This window comes from Lachnospira hominis (ex Hitch et al. 2025), assembly GCF_040096395.1.
Classification (GTDB): domain Bacteria; phylum Bacillota; class Clostridia; order Lachnospirales; family Lachnospiraceae; genus Lachnospira; species Lachnospira hominis.
Genome location: NZ_JBBMES010000013.1, coordinates 41,145 through 64,040, shown reverse-complemented (window position 1 = coordinate 64,040; position 22,896 = coordinate 41,145). Strand labels below are relative to the sequence as shown.

Here is a 22,896-nt window from a genome sequence, read left to right as displayed (position 1 = left end):
AGTTTCTCAAGTTATCGCGGCAGTCGCCAAGGTCTCGTGCAAGCACGGACTTTGGCTCGTTACACACGTATATAATATGCCACAAAAAATATCTATTGTGGCAGAATGGAGTATTTATGAAAAAATTAGGTTTCGGAACCATGAGACTCCCTCTTATTAATCCAGAGGATAAGACAAGCATTGACCAGAATTATTTTAATCAGCTTGCAGATAAATTTATTGAAAAAGGATTTAATTATTTTGATACAGCATATCCTTATCATGATGAAAAATCTGAAGGGGCAATTAAAAAAGCCCTGACCGAAAGGTATGACCGCAAAGATTACATACTTGCAGACAAGATGCCTACCATTCTTGTAAAATCCGGTGATGAATATCCTATGTACTTTAACAGACAGCTTGAAAGAACCGGTGCCGAATATTTTGACTATTATCTTATGCACAACATGGGAAAAGACAGATATGCAAAGACCACTGAATTCGGTGGATTTGAATTTGCCGAAGAGATGAAAAAAGAAGGAAAAATCAGAAAATTTGGATTTTCATTTCACGATGATGCTGAAACTCTTGACAGAATCCTTACAGAACACCCTGATGTCGATTTTGTACAGCTTCAGATTAATTATTTTGACTGGAATAACAAAATAATACAATCTCGTCTGTGCTACGAAACTGTCGTAAGACACGGCAAACCTATTATTGTAATGGAGCCTGTAAAGGGGGGTACTCTTGCAAATCTTCCAAAAGAAGCTGCTGATTTGTTAAGAGAATTCAATCCAGATGCTTCACCTGCATCATATGCTCTCCGGTTTGCGGCTTCACTTGATAATGTTTTTATGGTTTTAAGCGGCATGAATACAATGGAACAGGTACTTGATAACACTTCTGTTTTTGATAATCTCACACCGCTTAATGAAGATGAAAAAGAAATTCTTGAAAAAGTTATTAAAATAATTGAAAAATCGGTTGAAATTCCTTGTACATCATGTGGCTACTGTATGGAAGTCTGTCCGAAAAACATACCTATACCACAGCTTTTTGGTCTTTACAACAACTATAAAATTAACAATAATTTTTCAAACATGTACCACAACCGCATAATTTATAACCGCGGAAAATCTTCAGACTGTCTGAACTGCCACCGCTGCGAAAAGAACTGTCCGCAGCATATTGCAATTCCTGACAATCTCAAAAAGATTGCAGCCTTTGAAAAATAATATGTAAAAAATAATTAATTAATAAAAAGCAAAAACCGCCAGATCCGTTATTGCACGGATTCTGACGGTTTTATGTATACACTAAAATTGATTTTTAATTTTAATCAGCCCATCTCTCCACGAATGTCCCGTGTAGGCGGATCCATCGGATAATTACCTGTAAAGCAGGCATCACAGAATCCCGTTCCTCCACAAATCATCTCGCTTAATCTGTCAACTTCAAGATAACCGAGCGAATCTGCTCCTATTATTTTACAGATTTCATCTACTGTCTTTCCTGTAGCGATAAGCTGGTCTTCTGACGGAATATCCGTACCGAAATAACAAGGATGTTTAAACGGCGGTGAGCTTATACGCACATGAACTTCCTTTGCTCCGGAATTTTTAAGAAGGCTTACAATTCTTGCACTTGTTGTACCTCTTACGATTGAGTCATCAATCATAACAACTCTCTTTCCGGCAACTGCTTCTTTTAATACGTTAAGCTTAACTTTTACGCTTGATTCTCTCTGTGCCTGTTTCGGCTTGATGAAAGTTCTTCCGACATAGTTATTTTTTATAAATGCATTTCCGTAAGGAATACCTGATTCAAGTGAAAATCCAAGTGCCGCAGGATTTCCCGATTCAGGAACACCCACAACCAAATCTGCATCTACAGGATGAGTTTTTGCAAGAATACGTCCTGCGTTAATTCTTGATTCATATACACCCATTCCATCAATCTTACTATCAGGTCTTGCAAAATAAATATATTCAAATATACATCTTGCGTTATTTTTCTGACAAAGCGATGTATCAGATTCAATTCCTTTGCTTGTAATTGTTACAACTTCACCCGGAAGTACATCTCTTACAAATTCCGCACCTACAGTATCAAGAGCACATGTCTCTGATGATAAGAAATATGTATTATCTCTCTTACCAATGCAAAGCGGCTTAAATCCAAATGGGTCTCTTGCACCGATAAGCTTTCTCGGACTCATTACCACAAGCGAATAAGCACCTTTTATCTTTAACATTGCATTTTTAACTGCCTCTTCGACAGTTCCTACTTTGAGTCTTTCTCTCGCAATAAGGTATGCAATTACTTCTGAATCAATAGTTGTCTGAAAAATAGCACCTGTATATGACAATTCTTCACGCAGCTCTACTGCATTAAGAAGATTACCATTATGTGCCATACCGAGTGTTCCCTTGACATAATTAAGAACAAGAGGCTGTGCATTCTCACGGACACTGCTGCCAGCTGTCGAATAACGCACATGTCCAACACCGATATTTCCTTTTAATTTTTCAAGATTTTCCGGATTAAATACTTCATTTACAAGACCCATATCTTTGTAAGACATTACCTTGCCCTTAGGACCATTGGTATCACTTACGGCAATACCGCAGCTTTCCTGTCCTCTGTGTTGTAATGCAAAAAGACCATAGTATATTGTAGATGCAACGTCTTCTCCATCAAAATCATATGCACCGAATACTCCGCACTCCTCATGAAGCACGTCAAAATCAGCTGTATTCATAATATTATTGTTATCCATCAACTTCTCCATACTCTTATTTGTCTAAAATCATTTAGAAAATGGTGTGCCTGTTAAAAGTTCATATGCTTCTTTGTACTTGTCAACGGTCTTTGTTACAACCTCATCAGGAAGAAGTAAATCATTATCAGGATTTGCCTTTAACCAGTCTCTTACAAACTGTTTATCGAATGAAGGCTGTCCCTGACCAGGCTTATAGCCTTCCAATGGCCAGAATCTTGAACTGTCCGGTGTGAGCATCTCATCGCCGATTACCACATTGCCATCTTCATCAAGACCGAATTCAAACTTTGTATCAGCAATTATAATGCCTTTGCTGAGTGCATATTCTGCACATTTCTTATAAAGTGTGATTGTGCAGTCCTTTATTTTTGTAGCATAGTATTCGCCTTTTCCAGGAAATGCTTTTTCAAGAACTTCAATACTTCTCTCATATGAAATATTCTCGTCATGGTCGCCAACTTCAGCTTTTGTACTTGGTGTGTAGATTGGCTCAGGAAGCTTTTCAGACTCCTGTAATCCTTCAGGAAGCTTAATGCCACAGACTGTTCCGTTTTCTTTGTAGCTTGCCCAGCCGCTGCCTGTGATATAACCTCTTACGATACATTCAATAGGAAGCATCTTTAACTTCTTGCACTTCATGCTTCTGCCTTTATACTCATCCTTATGGAAGAATTCAGGCATATCATTAACATCTACAGAAATCATATGATTAGGAACTACGTCCTTTGTATAATCAAACCAGAACTTTGACATCTGAGTAAGAATAGCACCCTTATCAGTAATCTTGTTCTTCAGGATATTGTCAAATGCTGATATACGGTCTGTTGCAACCATTATCAAGCTGTCACCATTGTCATAAACTTCTCTTACTTTTCCTTCATAAAGTAATTTTAAGTTTTCCATTATAATCCTCCGTTTCTGTACATGTCTGTCCCAGCATAAGGACACATGCCATTATATTAATATTGGTTAAGCATGTCACTTTTTAAAGCAACACAGATAAATTATATAACAAAGAAATATCAAAATCAATAATCTGTGTGTTTTATGCAAAAATAATATTGATTTTACCTGCTTATTCCCACCTTATCAAGCCACTGCATAACATCACTCTCGCAACCGGCAAAATCTGCTTGATATATAGAAAATCCATCTGTCACCGTTGTTTTCAGCTCAAGATTTTTTATTTGTATTTTCAGTTTTGCCACCGCACGCAGTTAAATTAAATAATGTCATTACTTCCAATACGGCAGCAACTTTTGTATATACAGAACATCAATATATTTTCATTCTTTTTATATGATAACTATATTTTCCCCATTTATCACATTTTCTTTATTAGCTGCAAACACAGAATTTTTTATAGTAATATCGGAAATTGTATTTTCACGGCCACTTATCGGCTCGATTTTTACCGCTGTATCACAGCCGTTACATTCTATCTGCTCAATTAGGATATTTTTGAAATACGGCACATCGCTCTCATCAACCTGTGCAATCGTCTCATTTTTATCAAGTAAATTGAGCACATATCCCATCGTGAGGATTACAGCTTCGTTTTTTATGTCTATCATATTAATATTACGGATTGTAATGTCTTCTACAACACCGCCACGTCCCATTGCACTCTTTATGCGGATACCAACGTCTGTGCCTGCAAATGTACAGTTTTCGACGAGTATATTTTTTACATCACGCGACATCTCACTTCCGATTACGAATCCGCCATGGCCTTCATTTACTATGCAATCATGTATATAAAGATTTTCGCATGGGTCTTCAAATGTTCTCGCCTCAGCATTTTTTCCTGATTTTATGCAGATTGCATCATCACCTGTTTCAAATGTGCTGTTGTATATTTCAACATTGTGGCACGATTCAACGTCTATTCCATCACCATTTTGTGCATAATACGGATTGCTTACCGTAATGTCACGCACAGTAAGATTTTTACAGAATATCGGATGTATGTTCCATGCAGGAGAATTCATAAATGTTGCCTGTTCCAGAAGTACATTGCTGCAATTTTTAATTTCAACCATAACAGGTCTGTAAAAATCATAATAATCTGCCGCCTGTGGCAATATGTCATGTGTTTTTCCCTGAATATTTGCTTTGTTTCCAAGATATGCACTTTCTGACGGAAACCATATGCCACCCTCTTTTGTTTCAATAACATAATCGCTCTTTTTAAGGAGTGCATCCCACTGTCTTTCTGTAAGCTTGAACTGTTTTACAGGACGCCATAAATCGCCGCTTCCATCTATAACACCATATCCGCTTATTGCGATATTTTCAGCTCCGTCCGCTGAAATAGGTGAAACTGTTCTTATACATTCCTGACCTTCATAATTAGTAATAACTAACGGATAGTCTTTCTTATTTTTTGTGAATTTAAGAACTGCTCCACGTTCAAGATAAAGACGAACCCCGGATAAAAGCCTGATTGGTGATGTCATCCATACCCCCTGCGGAATTACTACCGTACCGCCGCCCTGTGACGACATACTTTTTATTGCCTCATTTATGACTCTTGCATTTATTCTTCCTGTATCGTCATCATATACATTTTTAACAGCACCATATGCTGTAATTGATGTCTTTCTATCAGGAAATTCAGGAACTGCCACTTTAAAATTTTCTTTTAACATAAATTTCTCCTTATAAAATTTTTCTCATCTAATTATTCTTGATTCTGTACTTACCGAATTTATTTTCTAACAAAGCCGGACTGCATAACCAGCCCGGCTTTTCATGATTTTATTATAAAAGCTCTTTTAAAATTTTATTTACAAGACCAGGATTTGCTTTTCCTTTCATTGCTTTCATCGTCTGCCCGACAAGGAAACCGATTGCTTTATCTTTACCATTTCTGTAATCTTCAACTGACTGCGGATTGTCTGCAATCACTTTTTCAACTACCGAACGAAGCTCGCCCTCATCGCTCACCTGTGCAAGACCTTTTTCTTTCACATAGGCTTCAGGGTCTACATCTTCGTCAAATATAACGGCAAATATGTCTTTTGCAACAGAACCGTTGATAGTACCTGCCTCTACAAGCTTGATAAGCTTTGCAAGATTTTCAGGTGAAAATGTAATATCTTCAGGCTCCATGTCCTTATCTTTAAGAATTCTCATTGTCTCGCCGAGAATCCAGTTAGAAACTTTCTTTGGCTGATTGCAAAGTGATGTTGTTGCCTCAAAAATATCAGCAAGTTTCTTGGAATCTGTAATAAGATTAATGTCATATTCAGGAATTCCATACTCTGTGGCATAACGTGCCATTTTTTCTGTCTTAAACTCAGGCTGACGGCTTCTGATTTCACCAAGCCACTCATCGCTTATGTTAAGCGGAACAAGGTCTGGGTCTGGGAAATATCTGTAATCCTGTGCATCTTCCTTTGAACGCATTGCATATGAATACGCCTTATTGTCGTCCCATCTTCTTGTTTCCTGAATAACGGCTTCTCCCGATTCAATCAAATCAATCTGTCTGTCACGCTCTGCTTCAATAGCTCTTGAAATAGCAGAAAATGAGTTAAGATTCTTTGTCTCTGTTCTTGTGCCGAATTCTGTACTTCCGACTTCCCTTACCGAAAGGTTTACATCGGCTCTCATTGAACCCTCCTGAAGTTTGCAATCAGATGCTCCGAGATACTGTATTATAAGTCTTAATTTTTCAAGATAAGCGATTACTTCCTCTGCACTTCTCATATCAGGCTCAGATACGATTTCGATGAGCGGAACGCCTGAACGGTTGTAATCAACATATGAAACATCTTCCCAGTCATCATGGACAAGTTTTCCGGCATCTTCTTCCATGTGGATTTCATGGATTCTTATTGCCTTCTCTGTTCCATCTTCAAGCTTAATATCAACATGTCCGTTACGGCATATCGGAAGATATAACTGTGAAATCTGATAATTCTGTGGGTTATCAGGATAAAAATAATTCTTTCTGTCAAATTTGCAGTGCTGTGTTATTGAACAATTTGTAGCAAGACCAACTGCTGCCGCATACTCCACAACCTGTTTGTTAAGGACAGGAAGCGAGCCCGGCATACCTGTGCAGACAGGGCATGTATGTGTATTAGGTGCACCGCCGAATGCTGTTGAACAGCCGCAGAAAATCTTTGTTTTGGTAGCCAGTTCTACATGAACTTCAAGGCCAATAACTGTTTCGTATTGTTTCGACATATTATTTTTTCCTCCTTACTCAAATTTACCGCGTGCCTGCTCATATGCGTAGGCAGTCTGAATTAATTTCTTTTCATTAAAGCAGTCACCGATAAGCTGGACACCTATAGGAAGACCGTTATCGTCTTTTCCGCACGGAACGCTTATGCCCGGAAGTCCTGCAAGATTTACGGAAATTGTATAAATATCACCAAGATACATCTTGATAGGGTCTGCAAGTGATGAACCGAGCTTAGGGGCTGTTGTAGGTGCAACAGGTCCGAGTATTACGTCATACTTTGCAAATGCCTCATCAAAAGCCTTCTTTATCATGGCTTTTACACGAAGTGCTTTAAGATAATAAGCATCGTAATAACCTGAACTTAATACGAATGAACCAAGCATGATTCTTCTCTTAACCTCAGGCCCGAATCCTTCTGAACGCGTCTTTTTATACATGCTGTGAAGTCCGTCATAATCTTTTGCTCGGAAACCGTATTTTACACCGTCGAATCTTTCAAGATTTGAACTTGCTTCTGCTGCTGCTATTGTATAATAAGTCGGAATAGCATACTCTACAAGACTCAAATCAAATTCTTCAACAATAGCACCTTTTGACTTTAAAACTTCCGCTGCCGAAAGAACCGCCTCTTTTACCTGCGGGTCAAGACCTTCTCCGAAATAATCTCTCGGAATACCGATTCTCATTCCAGCAACATCATCTACAAGTGCTGATGTAAAATCTGTATCTTTTCTTTCAACTGATGTTGAATCTTTCTTATCATGTGATGCGATTACTTCCATGATAGTTGCACAGTCCGTAACGTCTTTACAAAGAGGTCCAATCTGGTCAAGAGATGAACCGTATGCGATAAGTCCGTAACGTGAAACTGTTCCGTATGTCGGTTTCATGCCGACAACACCGCAGTATGATGCAGGCTGTCGTATAGAACCGCCTGTGTCAGAACCAAGTGCACAAAAGCACTCATTTGCTGCAACTGCCGCAGCCGAACCGCCTGAAGAACCGCCCGGTACATGCTCTGTGTTCCACGGATTCTTGGTCGGACCGTAAGCTGATGTCTCGGTTGTAGAACCCATGGCAAATTCGTCCATGTTTGTCTTTCCGATGACAACAGCTCCCGCTTCTTCTATTCTTTTTACAGCTTCGCTTGAAAACTGTGGTATAAAGTTTCCTAATATTTTTGATGAACATGTTGTAAGAACACCCTCTGTACACATGTTATCTTTTATTGCAATCGGCACACCTGCAAGAGGTCCTGTAAGTTCCCCTGCCTCAATCTTTTTCTGGGCTTCTTTTGCTGCCGAAAGTGCTGCTTCCCTGTCAAATGTAACATAACAGTTAAGCTCTTCTTCTTTGCTGTCAATGTTTGCAATAACAGCTTCCATTGCCTCTACCGCTGTGGTTTTTCCCGACTTAATCTGCCCGGCAAGTTCCACTGCTGTCAAATCCAACAATCCCATGGCCGCTCCTTTCTATTCAACAGTTTTTGGTACAACAAATGTCTTGTCTTTTCTTTCAGGTGCGTTGAAAAGTGTTTTTTCGCTTTCATCACCGTTAGTAACAACATCTTCACGCATTACATTTTCAATAGGAAATACGTGTGACATAGGCTCAACGCCTGTTGTATCAAGCTCATTAAGCTGGTCAATATAATCAAGCATGCTCGCCATATCTTTCTTAGCCTGTTCTTTTTCTTCGTCAGAAAGTTCAAGCTTGGCAAGGATACCTACATAATCAATCGTTGCGTCATCAATTACGTTTGCCATATAATCCTCCTTGTTTTGCGAAGCAAAATCCGAGCCCCTCACGGCGAGGAGAGGATTTGTCCTCCTTGTTTTGCGAAGCAAAATCCAATGTGCGGCACTGCCGCACATTGTTCTCATGCGTATTTTAATCACGGACTTTTATGTGAACTTCTCTAAGCTGCTGCTCTGTTACCTCATTAGGAGCACCACACATAAGATCCTGTGCAGTACCGCTCATTGGGAATGCGATAACTTCACGGATATTTTCCTCATTTGTAAGAAGCATAATCATTCTGTCGATACCAGGTGCCATACCTGCGTGTGGCGGTGCACCGAACTGGAATGCGTTATACAACGCTCCGAACTTCTCCTTTAATACTTCTTCATCATATCCTGCAATTTCAAATGCCTTAACCATTATCTGCATATCATGGTTTCTTACGGCACCTGAAGAAAGTTCTACACCGTTACAAACAATATCATACTGATAAGCAAGAATATCAAGCGGGTCTTTTGTATTTAATGCTTCAAGACCACCCTGTGGCATTGAGAAAGGATTATGTGTAAATCCAATCTTCTTTGTCTCCGGGTCTCTTTCAAACATTGGGAAATCGTTGACATAACAGAAACGGTAAGCATCTTTTTCAATAAGGTCGAGTCTTTCACCGAGTTCTGTTCTAATCTGTCCTGCATAATATGCAGCTCTGTCTTCTTTATCAGCCATGAAGAAAATTGTATCTCCTGCCTGAAGTCCTGCAAGTTCTCTGATTTCACCCTTTAACTCATCTGGAATAAACTTATCAATTGGTCCCTTATATGAAAGGTCATCTAATACTTCAAGATAACCGAGACCGCCCATTCCGAGACCTGTAGCAAACTTGAGGAGCTTTTCATGCTGTCCCTTTGAAAGCTTTGCATGAACATTGATAGCTCTTACAGTCTTATTCTGGAACGGCTTGAAAGTACATTTATTAAAAAATTCAGAAAGGTCTATAATTCTTAACGGATTTCTGAGGTCAGGCTTGTCTGAACCAAACTCAAGCATAGCCTGCTTGTAGCTTATGATTGGATAAGGAGCCTGTGTAACCTTGAATCCCTTTGGTGCAAATTTTTCAAATGTTTCTGAGAGAACTTCCTCACCTACACGGAAAACATCTTCCTGTGTTGCAAAGCTCATCTCAAAGTCAAGCTGATAGAATTCTCCCGGCGAACGGTCAGCTCTTGCATCTTCATCCCTGAAACATGGTGCAACCTGAAAATATTTATCAAAACCGGATACCATAAGAAGCTGCTTATACTGCTGTGGTGCCTGTGGAAGTGCATAGAATTTTCCCTTGTATTTTCTTGATGGAACGATATAATCTCTTGCACCTTCAGGAGAAGAGGCACAAAGAATAGGTGTCTGAATCTCCAAAAATCCCATATCTGTCATTTTCTGGCGAAGAAATGATATAACCTTTGAACGGAAAATAATATTATCTTTTACTTTCTGATTTCTAAGATCGAGATAACGATACTTGAGACGAACATCTTCTCTTACTTCTTTTGATGTCATAACCTCAAAAGGAAGTGTCTGATAAACCTGTCCAAGCATTGTAATCTTCTTAGCTTCAAGCTCAATTGTACCTGAAGGAATCTTAGGATTATAAGTTTCTTCATCCCTCTTTTCCATGATACCTTCTACACTGATACATTCCTCTTTTTTAATTCCTTTTAAAAGTTCTGCATCTCTTATAACTACCTGAAGCACACCATACATATCTCTTAAATCGATAAATGATACGCCGCCGTGGTCACGGATATTCTCTACCCAGCCCGCTACTCTTAAATTGCTGTCAATATCCTGTTCACTGACCTGATTTAATGTTCTGTCTCTGTAAATGTTTGACATCGTAATCTCCTTTCTTAACTACGCTCTTTTTGAAAAAGCCTTATGTGAGCCAAAATATATTTTAAATATTGCCACACATAAAAGCCCCGGAATACATTAACTGTATCCCGGGGCGAATAAACTTATTATCCGCGGTACCACCCGCATCAGATATGCACTTACAAAAATCACATATCTCTCATTAGCACTTAACGCGTGCAACGAAATAGCCTAGCCACCATATCTTACATATTATTGGTTCAGCTATCCAACTCCAGAGCGTTCCCTCAGCCAATTCCCTGTGGGTGCTCTCAGCCGGTGACACCACTTTCCTGTCAGGTTCCATGAAAAAGAGTCTCTTTCTCAGTCTTTAATATATTCTGTTAATGTCTTAACCAGCTGTCCGCCTGTCAAAGACACTCCGATATTGGTATCATAACATATGAAAATATTTAATTCAAGGATTATTTAAAAATTTTCACAAGCTTTCCGGTCCATCCCAATCATCAAAATAAGTTCTTTTTACACATAAATAATATTTTCCTTCTGTATTTTTATATATAACTATATAGCAATATGGTATTTTTCCGTAATCATTTATATCCTGAAACAGTGTCACACTATCTATATATCTTGGAGATGTCCAATAATACCCTATAAGTTCTGCATTATCCTCCAACATCCAGCTTTCAGGATATATTTTTTCTGAATCTATATTCTGTTTTTCTGCATGATTATCCGAAACTATAGTTGTATTCAATACAACTTCTCCCAATTTTCTTATTGGACGTCCCATTTCTTGAAAATATATATACTGCTGCTCTTTGGACCTTTCATGTGCATTTTCAAGCTTATCCATTAACTTATCTTTGTCTGCCTCGTTTAAACAAAACTTTCCTGTATAAGTATCTGTTTCACGGTCATAATCAAACTTCACTTTTTTACAGAATAACGGTATTGTAAAATCTTTTTCATACCACATAACCGTATCTTTTATTATGTATCTCGGACTTTGTTTGTATATATTCCGGCATATTATTATAAAAAACAAGCTTGATATTAATATAATGCCTATTTTTATTTTTGTTTTCACTTTATCACCTTTCATATTTTCTGCTAAAACATTGTTATCTCATATCAAGTCATTCCCAATTAGAAGGTTCTGCTCTTTTTATACAAAAATAATATTTTCCTTCTTTATCCATATATATAAGGACATAACTAATTGGTACGTTTTTTATATCGCTCTCATTAAATAATCTTGCATATCCATATTGTGGCATAATTGCATATAATAATATCAAATTTTCCTCATTTTCTATCAGCCAACTTTCCGGAAAAATTTTCTGAGAATCAATATCTATCTTTTTTACTTTTCCCATATCTGTTGTATACAACAGATTCCGAGAAACGTCAGTTGTATTTAATATTTTTTCACTTAATTCACGTATATCCTCCCCTTCGTACTCATTTTGTGCAAATAGTGAATCTCCGTACCTTGCACTCGCACTAATTAATTTCTTTTTAATTTTATCAACCTGTTTTTTAGTAATTAAAAATTTACCTGCGTACTCTCCAGTTTCATCATCATACTCAAACCTCACTTTTTTACAGAATAACGGTATTGTAAAATCTTTTTCATACCACATAACCGTATCTTTTATTATGTATCTCGGGCTTTGTTTGTATATATTCCTGCATATTATTATCATTAACATACTTAATACTAATATAATGCCTATTTTTATTTTTGTTTTCACTTTATCGCCTTTCATATTTTCTGCTAAAACATTGTTACCAAACATCTGGTCCGTCCCAGTCGGAATAATCTGTTCTTTTTATGCAAAAATAATACTTTCCGGTTTTATCTTTATATATAACTATGCAACACCTTGGCACCTTTCCATTAATCAAGTTACTATAATCGGATAAAACAGTTTCATCACAACTGTCTTTTATATATCTGGGTTCTGTTAAATAAATTGCTATTAACTCATCACAGTTTTCCAGCATCCATTCTTCCGGATATATTTTATCTATCTGTATATCGTCTCTCTTTTTTTCTTTTTTAAAATAATACTTATATAAAAGATTATATGATACCATCGTTGTATTAAGCGTTTTTTTATCCAAATCTCTTAAATTGCCTTTATATTTATCAATACTATTTGTTACATTTACGCTTCTTTCGTTAAATTCTTTTAAATTATCAAATAAGCTATCTTTTTGTTTTTCACTTATTGCAAACTTTCCTGTATAATTACCGCTCTTTTTATCATACTCAAACTTCACTTTTTTGCAGAATAACGGTATTGTAAAATCTTTTTCATACCACATAACCGTATCTTTTATTATGTATCTCGGGCTTTGTTTGTATATGTTCAAACACATTATTATAAAAAACAAACTTAATATAATGCCTATTTTTATTTTTATTTTTGTTTTTTTCATATTTCCACCTATTATCTAAACAGAAAACATATTTATTAATTGATATATTCTATATGAATTTCCACTTAATTTTGTATACGTTATACTTTTTTCATCCAGATCATATTTATAAAAATACCAACCATTTCCCACTGCCTCATATCTTACATATATTTCTGATTTTTCAGAAAAAAATTGGTCATTTGCATCATCTCTACTATTTAGTTTATAGTATTTTTTCACATTTACTTCCGCATCTCCTGCCAACACCTGTCCGCTTATTTTTTTTGCAAATGCAGATGCAATATTTTCTCCTGCATAATCCACATTTCCGACCGAACACTGCAAAAGTATAAGTCTTTGAACAGGCTTTCTTTCAAGCGAATTAATATCATCAATATTCATTCTCAGACTATAACCTTTCCCGGGGCCATTTGATATTTCTGTCGGCGTTCCATGCATGTTCATCATAACCGCATATACGCAACATGCACTCTCATTAAATTTGCCTACATTTTCCCATGCTTCTCTAAACTTTTCTTCATTGTTTGTTTCAAACTTAACAACTGCATATATTTTATTTTTATAATTATAAGGATTACTCTCATCCTCTTTTATAGTTATTAAATCAGCCACATCACTTTCTGACTGTTCTTTTCTGTCCTCAATATAAAAATAATATGCAATATTTTTATACTCTTTACCTCTTATGTGCAAACATTTATCGTACTCATCTTTACACACGCTGCATATCTTCATCTGTGTTACACTACACTCTTGTCCGCCATAATGCTGTCCTTCCCAATGTCCACATGCACTTGGATCATTGTAATCTTTTCCACACAAATTACAGATTTTTATTATATTGGTTTCACATACCGTCCCTCCATAACGGTGTCCTGCTTCATGAGGACATGCTCCATTTGCATCATAATAATCATTATTACAAATTTTACACCTTACAATAGTCCTACATTCTGTTCCACCATAAAATTCACCTACATCATGTGAACATCTATCACTTCCCATCATATACCCGCATATATTACATATCTCAACCTGATCAAGTTCACAATACCCCTCATCATACCACGATCCCTCATTATGCGGACATTCACCGCCCCAGTAATTCTCATTACAAATACTACACACATATATTGTATATGGTGAACATTCCATTTGATTATAATATCTTCCTTTTACATGAGTACATCCGCTATTCTTATCAAACATATCTTTTCCGCATATATTACACCACTCATATGTATCACAAATCTCACCCCCATATTCCCAGCCTTCAACATGTTCACAATAACGTATGTCTTCACCACATATATTACAATACTTTATCTCTTCCGGACTACACACATTATAGTTATAAGTAACACCTTTCACATGTGTACACTGTCCTCCATCATATCTATGACCGCATATATTGCATATCTCTATTTCACTTACAACACATTCCACCTGTTCCAATCCTGCATATGCTTTACTTGTGTTTTTAAACATGCACATAAGAAAAACAAAGCACACAATCATCATTTGAAATAACAATTTAATTTTTTTCATAATCCTCCTCTTTTGTCTTATTTACTCATCAGGCATAATTAAAAATAAAAAAACAGTTACGCCTGCACTTTTGTTAATAAAACACATATTTTTGTATTTATACAAGTACAAGTGTAACTGATTAATATTTTCGTGTCAATCACTTTTATATTTTAAATATGCCTACTTTTTAAATTTCAACGCCACCGTCGTTATAAATGCCTGTATCGGAACCGTCAGTATCACGCCGATTGTACCGCAGAGTCCGCAGACTATTTCTGTTATTATGGAATTGTAACCCATAATCTGAAGGTAAGGCATCTCATAAGAATATATCGTAAGAAGTGTTCCCGTTGCCGAACCCGTGTATGCAAGAATGAGCGTATTTGACATGGTTCCCATCATATCGTGTCCGACGTGCATACCTGACATAAACAGCTCTTTTGCTTTCAAATCAGGTGCCTTTTCGTGAATCTCGGTTATAGCGGCAACTATAGATACGCTTACGTCCATCACCGCACCGAGTGACGATATTAATATTCCCGCATACAAAATATCCGAAACATGCAGTTTTGAACTGTTGGCTATATATATCATTGATTCCGCATCAGACATGTTATATCCGTTGAGATTTGAAAGGCTGCCCGCAATCATTGCAAGGCCTCCCGACAAAACTATGCCTACTGTTGTTCCGATTATTGCACAGACCGTCTTTGAAGAAACTCCGTTTAATATATATATCGACGCCGCAAGAATCACAACCGATGTGAGAAGTGCCGCAAATATCCCGTTCAGACCGATATAAAGAAGCGGAACATACATACATATTACACATATAAATGTAAATATCAGTGCGTAGAGTGCCGCTGCTCCTTTTTTGCCTCCGACAAGCACAAGACAAAGCGAAAACAGCCCAAGCAGAACATATACCATCATTGTCCTGTCATAATTGTACACAGAACCCGTAATCACACCATCTATATCTTTTACTACCGCAATAACCTTTGTTCCTGTCGTGCAGAATGCACCTCTTTGAAATGAATTTGAGTTATCAAGTTCACAATTCTGCCCCTTATACTGACCGCCGGTAATCTTTGCGGATACTTTCTGTGCACCGCCGAATGGCTGTCCGTCCGAATTATCTTCTATAATTTGTGTGACCTTTGCTTTTACATATACAACATTATTATTTGCTTTGATATGAGTTCTCTTAATTTGACAACTTCCGATGATAATCCCCGCAAGAATCACCATCGGAAGAAGTACACGGAGAACTCTTTTATATAAATTTCTCCTGTTATCCATTAAATTATGCCTCTTTTTTCTTTATAACGGTAACTGCCCCGATACCTGCCGCTGACAGTCCAAGAAGCACAAACAGCCATATCTTTGCCCTGTCACCTGTTTCAATCGAACCAATAAGCTTATCAGAATTTGTATTTTCCTGATTATCTGAATCGCTGCCGCCCGTATTGACACTTTCATTTTTCTTTGCTGTCGTAAATTCATATACACCGCTCTTTTCAATATCCGACGCTGTATTGGTTACAACCGCATACCACGCATAATCTGTATTTTCTTTAAGATTTGTCAATTCAAGTACAGCTTTTCCTGTTGCACCGTCTGCTTCCGCATTTACGTTTCCAAGCTTCTCATTTGTATACACGTAAGCTGAAAAGCTCTTTTCAAGAATTGTCTGCTCTTTCGTATTGAAATTAACGTCGAGAACCATCTGGTCAACGCCCGTTGCCGATGCACCTTCTACATTTAACGTGTGAAGTTCTGTATCATAATAGTTAAAATCGTCCATGCAAGGAGAATATGAATTCATATAAATCTTGTTATTATCAAGGTCAAAATATAGGAACTTAATATATTCGTTACCGCCTTCAAATCCTGACTGATAATCGGTACAAATCTGATATACTGTTCTGTCATTCCTGCCGTCGCCGTCATCATCAAACATTACAGTCTCATACGATGAGCCGTGATAATGACCGTTTAATACCGCAAATACATTAGGATTCTTTTCAACAACATATTTCTGTACAAGCTGTCCATAATAATCAAGATAAGTTCCGCCGCTCTGCTTTACATTTGTGTATGTATGGAAGCAAAGGATTGCCTTTCTGTCACTGTACTGTGAAAGGACCTGATTCATCCAGTCAATTTCGTCCTGATAAATATTCCAGCTCATGTATACAATGATAAAATCCTGTCCGCCCTCACTTATCAAATCATAATGGCCTTTATTGTTCTGATATGTTCCACTATATGTAGGCTGTGTCTTAAATCTGTTTTCTCCGAAATATTTGTAATAATTTTCATAATCTGCAAGACCTGCCGCAACATCGTGATTTCCGCCAAGAACGCCGTAAGGCATGCCTGCTTTGTCAAGAATACCCATTGCTTCGTCTGCATTTTCCCACTCATATGTCATATCGACATCATCTACAATATCGCCTGTATGAATAACATATTTAATTTTACGTTCATCCGCATTATTTACAATCCAGTTATTAATATTAGTAAAATGATGCTGCCATTCCTCCGCATAATACTGTGTATCCGTCTCCCACGCGAAACAGAAATCGTAATCGTCCGGAACATTTGTACCGTCCCAGTCTGCATTATTATTTACTTTTTTATCAGTAACTGTATCAAGTTCCGGAAGTGATGAATCAGCAGTACACTGGACAATAATCGTCGCATTTCCGTCTTTTACATGATTTGCAGCTGTAAATCCGGCTTCTTTTATTGTTCCGTTTTCATCTGCTTTTGCGATTTCATCCCACTTATTTGAAGCAGTATTTAAAACGTACATTGTACTTGCATGCGTATCGTTACTGTTTGAATCTTCACCGTCCCAGTTTGCGGCAATAATTTCATCATCTTTTACATCAGGTACATTTACCGTGTACTGTATATACGGAAGAATACCTTCTGATGTATCTGTTTTTATACTGTCGGCTTTTATCCTTTCAGCCCTGTAAAATGTTGCCGTTGTATCTGACTTGACATTTTCAAGGTTAAGATAAAGAGAAGCACTGTTATCCGTAATATCCGATGTTAAACCGTCCTTAATTGTTACCTTTGCACTGTCTGCCATAAATACCGCTGTCTTTGTTGTCTCATTTCCTGCAGCATCTTTTGCAAATGCTGTAATTGTATGCTGTCCGTCGCCCAAAGCAAAAGAGGTTGTTTCATATGTACCATTAATCTGCTCGCCGTCAAGAGCCACAACGAATTCTTCCAGTGTATTTGTTTCTGTAACTTTAGGACTGAGTGTAATATTTCCACCCAAAATGTCACCATCTTTTACACCAAGCTCAATCTCAGGAGCTTTGTTATCCACAATAAAAGTAACTTCTTTTGTATTTATGCCGTCAGTTACCTTTAAAGTATGTTCACCTTCTGAAAGCTTTGTTGTATCCACCTGTGTACCAACTGCAGTAACTTCTGTAGCCGGAACTGTAAAACTCACATCCATATATGGGCACATACCGGCTGAATCACCAATATAATGAACTGTACCATATGATGTGTTAAGATTTGTCTTTGCACTTGTAGCTGCATCATCCGGTCCGATTGACACCGGATAATAAACATTTCCATTTATAAGTTTTAATGCAAGATTTTTAACTGTAAAATCTTCTCTGTTCGCATCCGGCATAAGATATTCGTCAACTGTCGTGCCATATGTACCAGCCCAAAAACGAAGCGTTACATCATATGATGAATTTTCCTCATTATAAGTAAAATATCTGTTATCAATATTAAGTGCCTGACCATCAAGTATTTGGTACTGCCACTTTCCTATTGAAGCAATTGTTTCATTATATGTTGTTGTAACAGCATTTCTGAAATAGCTGTCCCTGCCGTCAGCATGGAATGTAAAATACGCTCCGTCTTCAAGCATTGGCGTTGTTGTGCGTTCAATATCATCAATATATATTTTTGATGATAAATTATTGCCTCCGTCATTAGCTGTCATTGTTACGATTCCACTGACTTCCTCTTTATCACCTATATTTGTTCTGATTCCGTCAGTTTCATTTAATTTGTTAATTTCCACCTTGTAAATATTACTTAATGTGCTGCGGTATCTGTTATCCGCACTCACGTAAAATTCAACATAATCATGTGAAAATAATTCATCCGCAGGAATCAATACTTCATAAAGATTAGGAACTCTCCTGTTTACTTCTGTTGTTTTATTCCAGCTTCCTGTTCCGTCAAATCTGTAATATGTACTGATACCTGTTCTTGCAAGATTTCCTGTCTGCTCAAAATGGAAATCAACTCTTAACTCATCACCCTGCATAATAGATTTTGGAACAGTATCATTAAGCTGTAAAGTCAATGCTGAACCATCATCTTTTGCATATGTATACTGTTCTGTGCTTGCAGTTCCCATTGAAGTTGCTGCATTTGCTGTTTTAAGAAGCATTTCAGGTCCTTCTGGATTTACCATAAGTTCAGCCGATTTGTTATCCTTGCAGTCAGAATTACCAACATAGCAGTAATTTGACACAAGTTTTCTTGTTCCGTCAGAATTTTTCTTATAAATCTCAACTGCACGGTCTGTATTGTTCATACCATTCTGACCCGTAACAATGTACACTGGAACATCTTCACTTATTTTATAAGCATCACGGAATTCTTTCTCTGTAGGAAAACTTGTATAATTTTTCAGAAAATTAATTCTGTAAAACCATATTACCGCTGTTTTTCCTGCCGGAATAACGCAGTTATCAGATGAACCTATACCCGACTCTGTATTTTCATCATAACAGCTTACATCAAGAATTTTTCTGCTGCCCTCTTTAACTTCATATCCAAACTGATATTCGTTATTCAAATCAACATCATGGTCTGTTGTATTGACAACTTCGACACATTCCATCAAATCATCACTGATTCCATATACACTGCTTCTGTTTATATCATTCGGTCTTACTTCCGTAATAAACACACCGTTGGCAATCTGTGAATCAGGAACTTTAGCCTTTACAAGACCATTAAGTTGTCCTGAGTATACATATCCCGGTGAAGGCTCACACATATCGCGGTATACTTCCATTTCATTTCCAATATCGGGAATTGAAAGCTCAACCGAAAATCCGTCCGTTGTATTAACCTTATCCGTAGCCGTAAATGTTGAAACCACATTATTGCCGGCTTTTGTTTTTAATGAAAATGTTGATGTAACGCCCCAGTTCACACCACTTGTAACTTTAAGAACAACTGCATCGTCAGGAATTCTCATCTCTTCCCTGAATTCTGTTTCTGTAGGAATCGTAGTTGTGACATCACTTCTATAATTCCACAGTACAACCTTCTCTTCCGGCTGTATTACAACATCAGCATTATCATCCATTGTTGTAACTTCTTGAACTGTATCGTTATATATAAACTCATATGTATCGTTAAAATTAACAGGATTTTCATATGTACTTGTAATCTCGACAAATTCCATCAAATCGGTTGTACTTTTATATAACCTGATACTTTCGTAACCACTTTTTTCTCTTGAATTATTCTTCACACTCCGGTCTACGTCATTCTGATAAATCTCCGTAAGCCAAAGTCCCTCTTTGTTAAAACTCTCATTTACCGAAACATCTGCACCGCCTGTCTCGCTCGCAATAAGCGGTGAAATATTACCTAAGATACTGCCTGCTATCATAACAGCAGCCACAGTTCCCGCTACAATCCGTTTTTTTCTCCTTTTCATGACGTTCTCCTTATTAGTATAATTGCTCAAACATTTGAAAACGTCATAATTATAGTAATGTCATGTAAAATCCAATATCACAATTTGAAGAAATTTATGTAAAACTTTGTAAAATTTTTCAAAATATAATACTAGATTATCACTGCTTATTTTCTTCTTTTAATTCTTTCTCCTTAAACTCCCACTCTCTTAATGTATAATCCCAATCTCTATATGCCCATCTTTTTATGCATATATAATATTTGTCATCTAGATTTTTATATATAAGTATAAAATTCTTTGGCACAATATCTATATCTTCCCCGTCTTCAAAATCTTCTGCAAACAACTTGGTTCCTGTCACATAATATCCTATAATTTTCCCATTTTTATCCATCATGTTTTTTTCCCCCTGTTCCCAGACATCACATGCAAAACTGCTAATTGCACTATCATAACTATAAAGCCTTGTAAGATTATATACTTTCGTTGTCTTTTCTAATTGTTCTCTTTCTTCATCACCGCCGCCTTTGCTGTTTTCAACCGCCGTTAAATATCTTTGTCTGTCACTATTTAACTGATTCACCATATTGGCAGCCTCTTTTTTGCTTATTTCAAATTTAGCTTCATATACGTCAGCATATTTTTTATATTTAACTTCAATTTTTTTACGCTGAAATAATATTTTTTTACAAGATTCCGGCATTGTAAAATCTTTTTCATATGGCATAACTGTATTCTTTATAACTACGCACGGAGATTGTGCATAGCACAATATTCCTGCAACTAATACCATGTATCCCATTATTGCTATTATTAATTTTTTCTTCATATGATTTGCCCTCAACACATTTCTTTTTACCACTCTTGTGGTTTAAACCAGTCTCTTCGTACACATCTGCATATACGGAAATAATATTTGTTATTTGTGTCTTTATAAACAATCATATTACAATACGGTATAGATCTATCAATCATATTTCCATCATAAAATAATGATCTTGGCGGATGAGTTCCATCATCACAATTAACATCCCAAATCGGTGACACTACATAATAAAATCCTAATACTTCAATATTTTCACTCAAATTCCACACATCACTAATTACAATATTTTTTTCAAGACTTGAATCCGTTAGTTTTTCAACGTCAGTAGTATTCTCTTTTATTTCAATTTCTTTATATGTCAATTCAGAACACGACTGCTTTTTTGACATTTCATACCTTTCAACTGCATTATCTAACTGCATAACAATTTTTTCTGCCTGTTTTTTGCTTACTTCAAATTGACCATCATATAATCCAATATCATACAACTGTTTGAATTTTACCGTCTTACAAAATACTGGTATTGTAAAATCTTTTTCATACCACATTGCTGTATTTTTTATTACTGTTCTCGGACAATATATGTATGTTAATATTCCTGCTACCAGCAGCACATACGCCGCTATCGCTAATGTTAATTTTTTCTTCATTTGATTCTCCTAATATTTATGCACCCAATTACAAAAACCCCTATTCTTTGCTGATACTACTCTGATTTGTAACTATCAAACACATCTGCACAAGTGCATGTATTTTCATAACAGCATAGCAAAAAACAGCTATCCCTGTACTGTTTGTGCATAAATAACATATTTTTGTATTTATACAGGTATAAGTATAGCTGTTTTTTATTTTTCTGTCTACAATTTTTATATTAATTGTTAAATATTTTTTCTGAGAGTTCAATTACAATTTTCTCATCTTCGCCGCACGAAGAAGATGCTTTGCAAGAACCGATGTTGTCACTGAACCTACTCCGCCGGGAACAGGCGTAATAACCGATGTCTTTTCTGACACGCTGTCAAAATCGACATCACCGCACAGATTTCCGCTTTCGTCCACATTGATTCCGACGTCAATTACAACCGCATTATCAGCGACATAATCAGGCTTTATCATCTTTGCAGAACCCGCCGCCGCAACAAGCACTTCTGCATTACGGCATGTTTCTGCCATATCTTTTGTCTTAGTGTGGCATACAGTAACAGTCGCATTTTTTTTCATAAGCATCATTGCAACAGGTTTTCCGATTACAAGGCTTCTGCCGACTACCGTAACTCTCTTTCCTGTCAGGTCAATCCCGGCATAATCAAGCATTTCAATTACAGCTTCCGCCGTACACGGTGCAAAACCGTTTACATCGCCTGCGTATACTTTTGCAAGATTAATCGGAGAAATTCCGTCAAGGTCTTTTACCGGGTTGATTCTTTCTTCTATTGCTTTTTCATTGATATGCTTAGGAAGCGGTCTTAAAAGAAGGATTCCGTCTATATTGTCATCTTTATTAATCTTGTCAAATTCTTTCTGGAATTCCTCATCTGTTATATCCTGAGGAAATACATATGATGTGCAGTCAAATCCGACCTTATCCATCTTTTTTGTCGCACCGCGTTCATACGAACAATCGTCGGGACGCTCCCCCACACGGATAATCGCAAGATGCGGCTTGATACCAGCCTCCTGTGATTCTTTTATAAGTTCTTCATTAATAGCCTGTGCAACAGGCAACCCCTTTAAAATTTCCATTTTCATACTCCCTTGTACTTTTATGCTCAACCTATGCCAAAAAATCC

The 22,896-nt window shown here is 36.9% G+C and carries 17 protein-coding genes; 1 reads left to right on the top strand and 16 read right to left on the bottom strand.

All coding sequences use genetic code 11. The features are described 5' to 3' along the window. Nucleotides 1–116 precede the first annotated feature (116 nt). The gene (locus tag WMO38_RS11115) at nt 117–1,217 is read left to right on the top strand and encodes an aldo/keto reductase (protein WP_349162722.1); all 1,101 of its coding nucleotides are present in this window, start codon (nt 117–119) and stop codon (nt 1,215–1,217) included. A gap of 104 nt (nt 1,218–1,321) precedes the next feature. On the opposite strand, the gene purF is transcribed toward WMO38_RS11115, so the two are convergent. The 16 genes from purF to WMO38_RS11035 all read right to left on the bottom strand — a co-directional run bounded on the left by purF (nt 1,322) and on the right by WMO38_RS11035 (nt 22,849). Then, nucleotides 1,322–2,761: an amidophosphoribosyltransferase gene (purF, locus tag WMO38_RS11110; RefSeq protein ID WP_349162720.1), complete on the bottom strand. Its 1,440-nt coding sequence runs from the start codon at nt 2,759–2,761 to the stop codon at nt 1,322–1,324. A 30-nt stretch (nt 2,762–2,791) separates the two neighbouring features. Then, entirely contained in the window at nt 2,792–3,667 is an 876-nt protein-coding gene (locus tag WMO38_RS11105) for a phosphoribosylaminoimidazolesuccinocarboxamide synthase (protein WP_021867069.1), read from the bottom strand. Nucleotides 3,668–4,059: 392 nt separating this feature from the next. Further along, a complete protein-coding gene (locus tag WMO38_RS11100) occupies nt 4,060–5,415 on the bottom strand; it encodes a glycoside hydrolase family 28 protein (RefSeq protein WP_349162718.1) in 1,356 nt (451 codons plus the stop codon). Nucleotides 5,416–5,527: 112 nt separating this feature from the next. Next, a complete protein-coding gene (gatB, locus tag WMO38_RS11095) occupies nt 5,528–6,961 on the bottom strand; it encodes an Asp-tRNA(Asn)/Glu-tRNA(Gln) amidotransferase subunit GatB (protein ID WP_349162717.1) in 1,434 nt (477 codons plus the stop codon). Between the two features lie 15 nt (nt 6,962–6,976). Beyond that, nucleotides 6,977–8,422, bottom strand: a complete 1,446-nt coding sequence (gene gatA / locus WMO38_RS11090) for an Asp-tRNA(Asn)/Glu-tRNA(Gln) amidotransferase subunit GatA (protein WP_186836398.1) — start codon at nt 8,420–8,422, stop codon at nt 6,977–6,979. 12 nt (nt 8,423–8,434) lie between these two features. After that, nucleotides 8,435–8,728 carry an Asp-tRNA(Asn)/Glu-tRNA(Gln) amidotransferase subunit GatC gene (gene gatC, locus WMO38_RS11085; protein ID WP_021867073.1) on the bottom strand — a complete coding sequence of 98 codons (294 nt, stop codon included), beginning with the start codon at nt 8,726–8,728 and terminating at the stop codon, nt 8,435–8,437. Nucleotides 8,729–8,852: 124 nt separating this feature from the next. Beyond that, on the bottom strand, nt 8,853–10,598 hold the full coding sequence (gene aspS / locus WMO38_RS11080; protein WP_349162716.1) for an aspartate--tRNA ligase: 1,746 nt from the start codon (nt 10,596–10,598) through the stop codon (nt 8,853–8,855). Between the two features lie 457 nt (nt 10,599–11,055). Then, nucleotides 11,056–11,685 carry a hypothetical protein gene (locus tag WMO38_RS11075; RefSeq protein WP_349162715.1) on the bottom strand — a complete coding sequence of 210 codons (630 nt, stop codon included), beginning with the start codon at nt 11,683–11,685 and terminating at the stop codon, nt 11,056–11,058. Nucleotides 11,686–11,719: 34 nt separating this feature from the next. Next, nucleotides 11,720–12,382: a hypothetical protein gene (locus tag WMO38_RS11070; RefSeq protein WP_349162713.1), complete on the bottom strand. Its 663-nt coding sequence runs from the start codon at nt 12,380–12,382 to the stop codon at nt 11,720–11,722. After that, on the bottom strand, nt 12,372–13,028 hold the full coding sequence (locus WMO38_RS11065; RefSeq protein ID WP_349162712.1) for a hypothetical protein: 657 nt from the start codon (nt 13,026–13,028) through the stop codon (nt 12,372–12,374). The genes WMO38_RS11070 and WMO38_RS11065 overlap by 11 nt, the downstream gene beginning before the upstream one ends. A 15-nt stretch (nt 13,029–13,043) precedes the next feature. Next, nucleotides 13,044–14,579, bottom strand: a complete 1,536-nt coding sequence (locus tag WMO38_RS11060) for a hypothetical protein (RefSeq protein ID WP_349162711.1) — start codon at nt 14,577–14,579, stop codon at nt 13,044–13,046. A 162-nt stretch (nt 14,580–14,741) separates the two neighbouring features. Further along, nucleotides 14,742–15,863, bottom strand: a complete 1,122-nt coding sequence (locus WMO38_RS11055; protein WP_349162709.1) for a YibE/F family protein — start codon at nt 15,861–15,863, stop codon at nt 14,742–14,744. Nucleotides 15,864–15,867: 4 nt separating this feature from the next. Next, nucleotides 15,868–20,295, bottom strand: a complete 4,428-nt coding sequence (locus tag WMO38_RS11050) for a metallophosphoesterase (RefSeq protein WP_349162708.1) — start codon at nt 20,293–20,295, stop codon at nt 15,868–15,870. 139 nt (nt 20,296–20,434) lie between these two features. Next, nucleotides 20,435–21,106, bottom strand: a complete 672-nt coding sequence (locus tag WMO38_RS11045; protein ID WP_349162707.1) for a hypothetical protein — start codon at nt 21,104–21,106, stop codon at nt 20,435–20,437. Nucleotides 21,107–21,132: 26 nt separating this feature from the next. Continuing rightward, nucleotides 21,133–21,753, bottom strand: a complete 621-nt coding sequence (locus WMO38_RS11040; protein ID WP_349162706.1) for a hypothetical protein — start codon at nt 21,751–21,753, stop codon at nt 21,133–21,135. Between the two features lie 256 nt (nt 21,754–22,009). Next, nucleotides 22,010–22,849, bottom strand: coding sequence for a bifunctional 5,10-methylenetetrahydrofolate dehydrogenase/5,10-methenyltetrahydrofolate cyclohydrolase (locus tag WMO38_RS11035; protein WP_349162704.1), 840 nt, complete (start codon nt 22,847–22,849; stop codon nt 22,010–22,012). Between the last annotated feature and the right edge of the window lie 47 nt (nt 22,850–22,896).

Bases quoted from the DNA above. Each gene is read 5' to 3' on its own strand.
- WMO38_RS11075 (WP_349162715.1), bottom strand. From the start codon at position 11,685: ATGAAAGGTGATAAAGTGAAAACAAAAATAAAAATAGGCATTATATTA.
- WMO38_RS11055 (WP_349162709.1), bottom strand. From the start codon at position 15,863: ATGGATAACAGGAGAAATTTATATAAAAGAGTTCTCCGTGTACTTCTT.
- WMO38_RS11060 (WP_349162711.1), bottom strand. From the start codon at position 14,579: ATGAAAAAAATTAAATTGTTATTTCAAATGATGATTGTGTGCTTTGTT.
- WMO38_RS11050 (WP_349162708.1), bottom strand. From the start codon at position 20,295: ATGAAAAGGAGAAAAAAACGGATTGTAGCGGGAACTGTGGCTGCTGTT.
- WMO38_RS11115 (WP_349162722.1), top strand. From the start codon at position 117: ATGAAAAAATTAGGTTTCGGAACCATGAGACTCCCTCTTATTAATCCA.
- gatA (WP_186836398.1), bottom strand. From the start codon at position 8,422: ATGGGATTGTTGGATTTGACAGCAGTGGAACTTGCCGGGCAGATTAAG.
- WMO38_RS11105 (WP_021867069.1), bottom strand. From the start codon at position 3,667: ATGGAAAACTTAAAATTACTTTATGAAGGAAAAGTAAGAGAAGTTTAT.
- WMO38_RS11070 (WP_349162713.1), bottom strand. From the start codon at position 12,382: ATGTTTGGTAACAATGTTTTAGCAGAAAATATGAAAGGCGATAAAGTG.
- WMO38_RS11045 (WP_349162707.1), bottom strand. From the start codon at position 21,106: ATGAAGAAAAAATTAATAATAGCAATAATGGGATACATGGTATTAGTT.
- purF (WP_349162720.1), bottom strand. From the start codon at position 2,761: ATGGATAACAATAATATTATGAATACAGCTGATTTTGACGTGCTTCAT.
- aspS (WP_349162716.1), bottom strand. From the start codon at position 10,598: ATGTCAAACATTTACAGAGACAGAACATTAAATCAGGTCAGTGAACAG.
- gatC (WP_021867073.1), bottom strand. From the start codon at position 8,728: ATGGCAAACGTAATTGATGACGCAACGATTGATTATGTAGGTATCCTT.
- WMO38_RS11065 (WP_349162712.1), bottom strand. From the start codon at position 13,028: ATGAAAAAAACAAAAATAAAAATAAAAATAGGCATTATATTAAGTTTG.
- WMO38_RS11040 (WP_349162706.1), bottom strand. From the start codon at position 21,753: ATGAAGAAAAAATTAACATTAGCGATAGCGGCGTATGTGCTGCTGGTA.
- WMO38_RS11035 (WP_349162704.1), bottom strand. From the start codon at position 22,849: ATGGAAATTTTAAAGGGGTTGCCTGTTGCACAGGCTATTAATGAAGAA.
- WMO38_RS11100 (WP_349162718.1), bottom strand. From the start codon at position 5,415: ATGTTAAAAGAAAATTTTAAAGTGGCAGTTCCTGAATTTCCTGATAGA.
- gatB (WP_349162717.1), bottom strand. From the start codon at position 6,961: ATGTCGAAACAATACGAAACAGTTATTGGCCTTGAAGTTCATGTAGAA.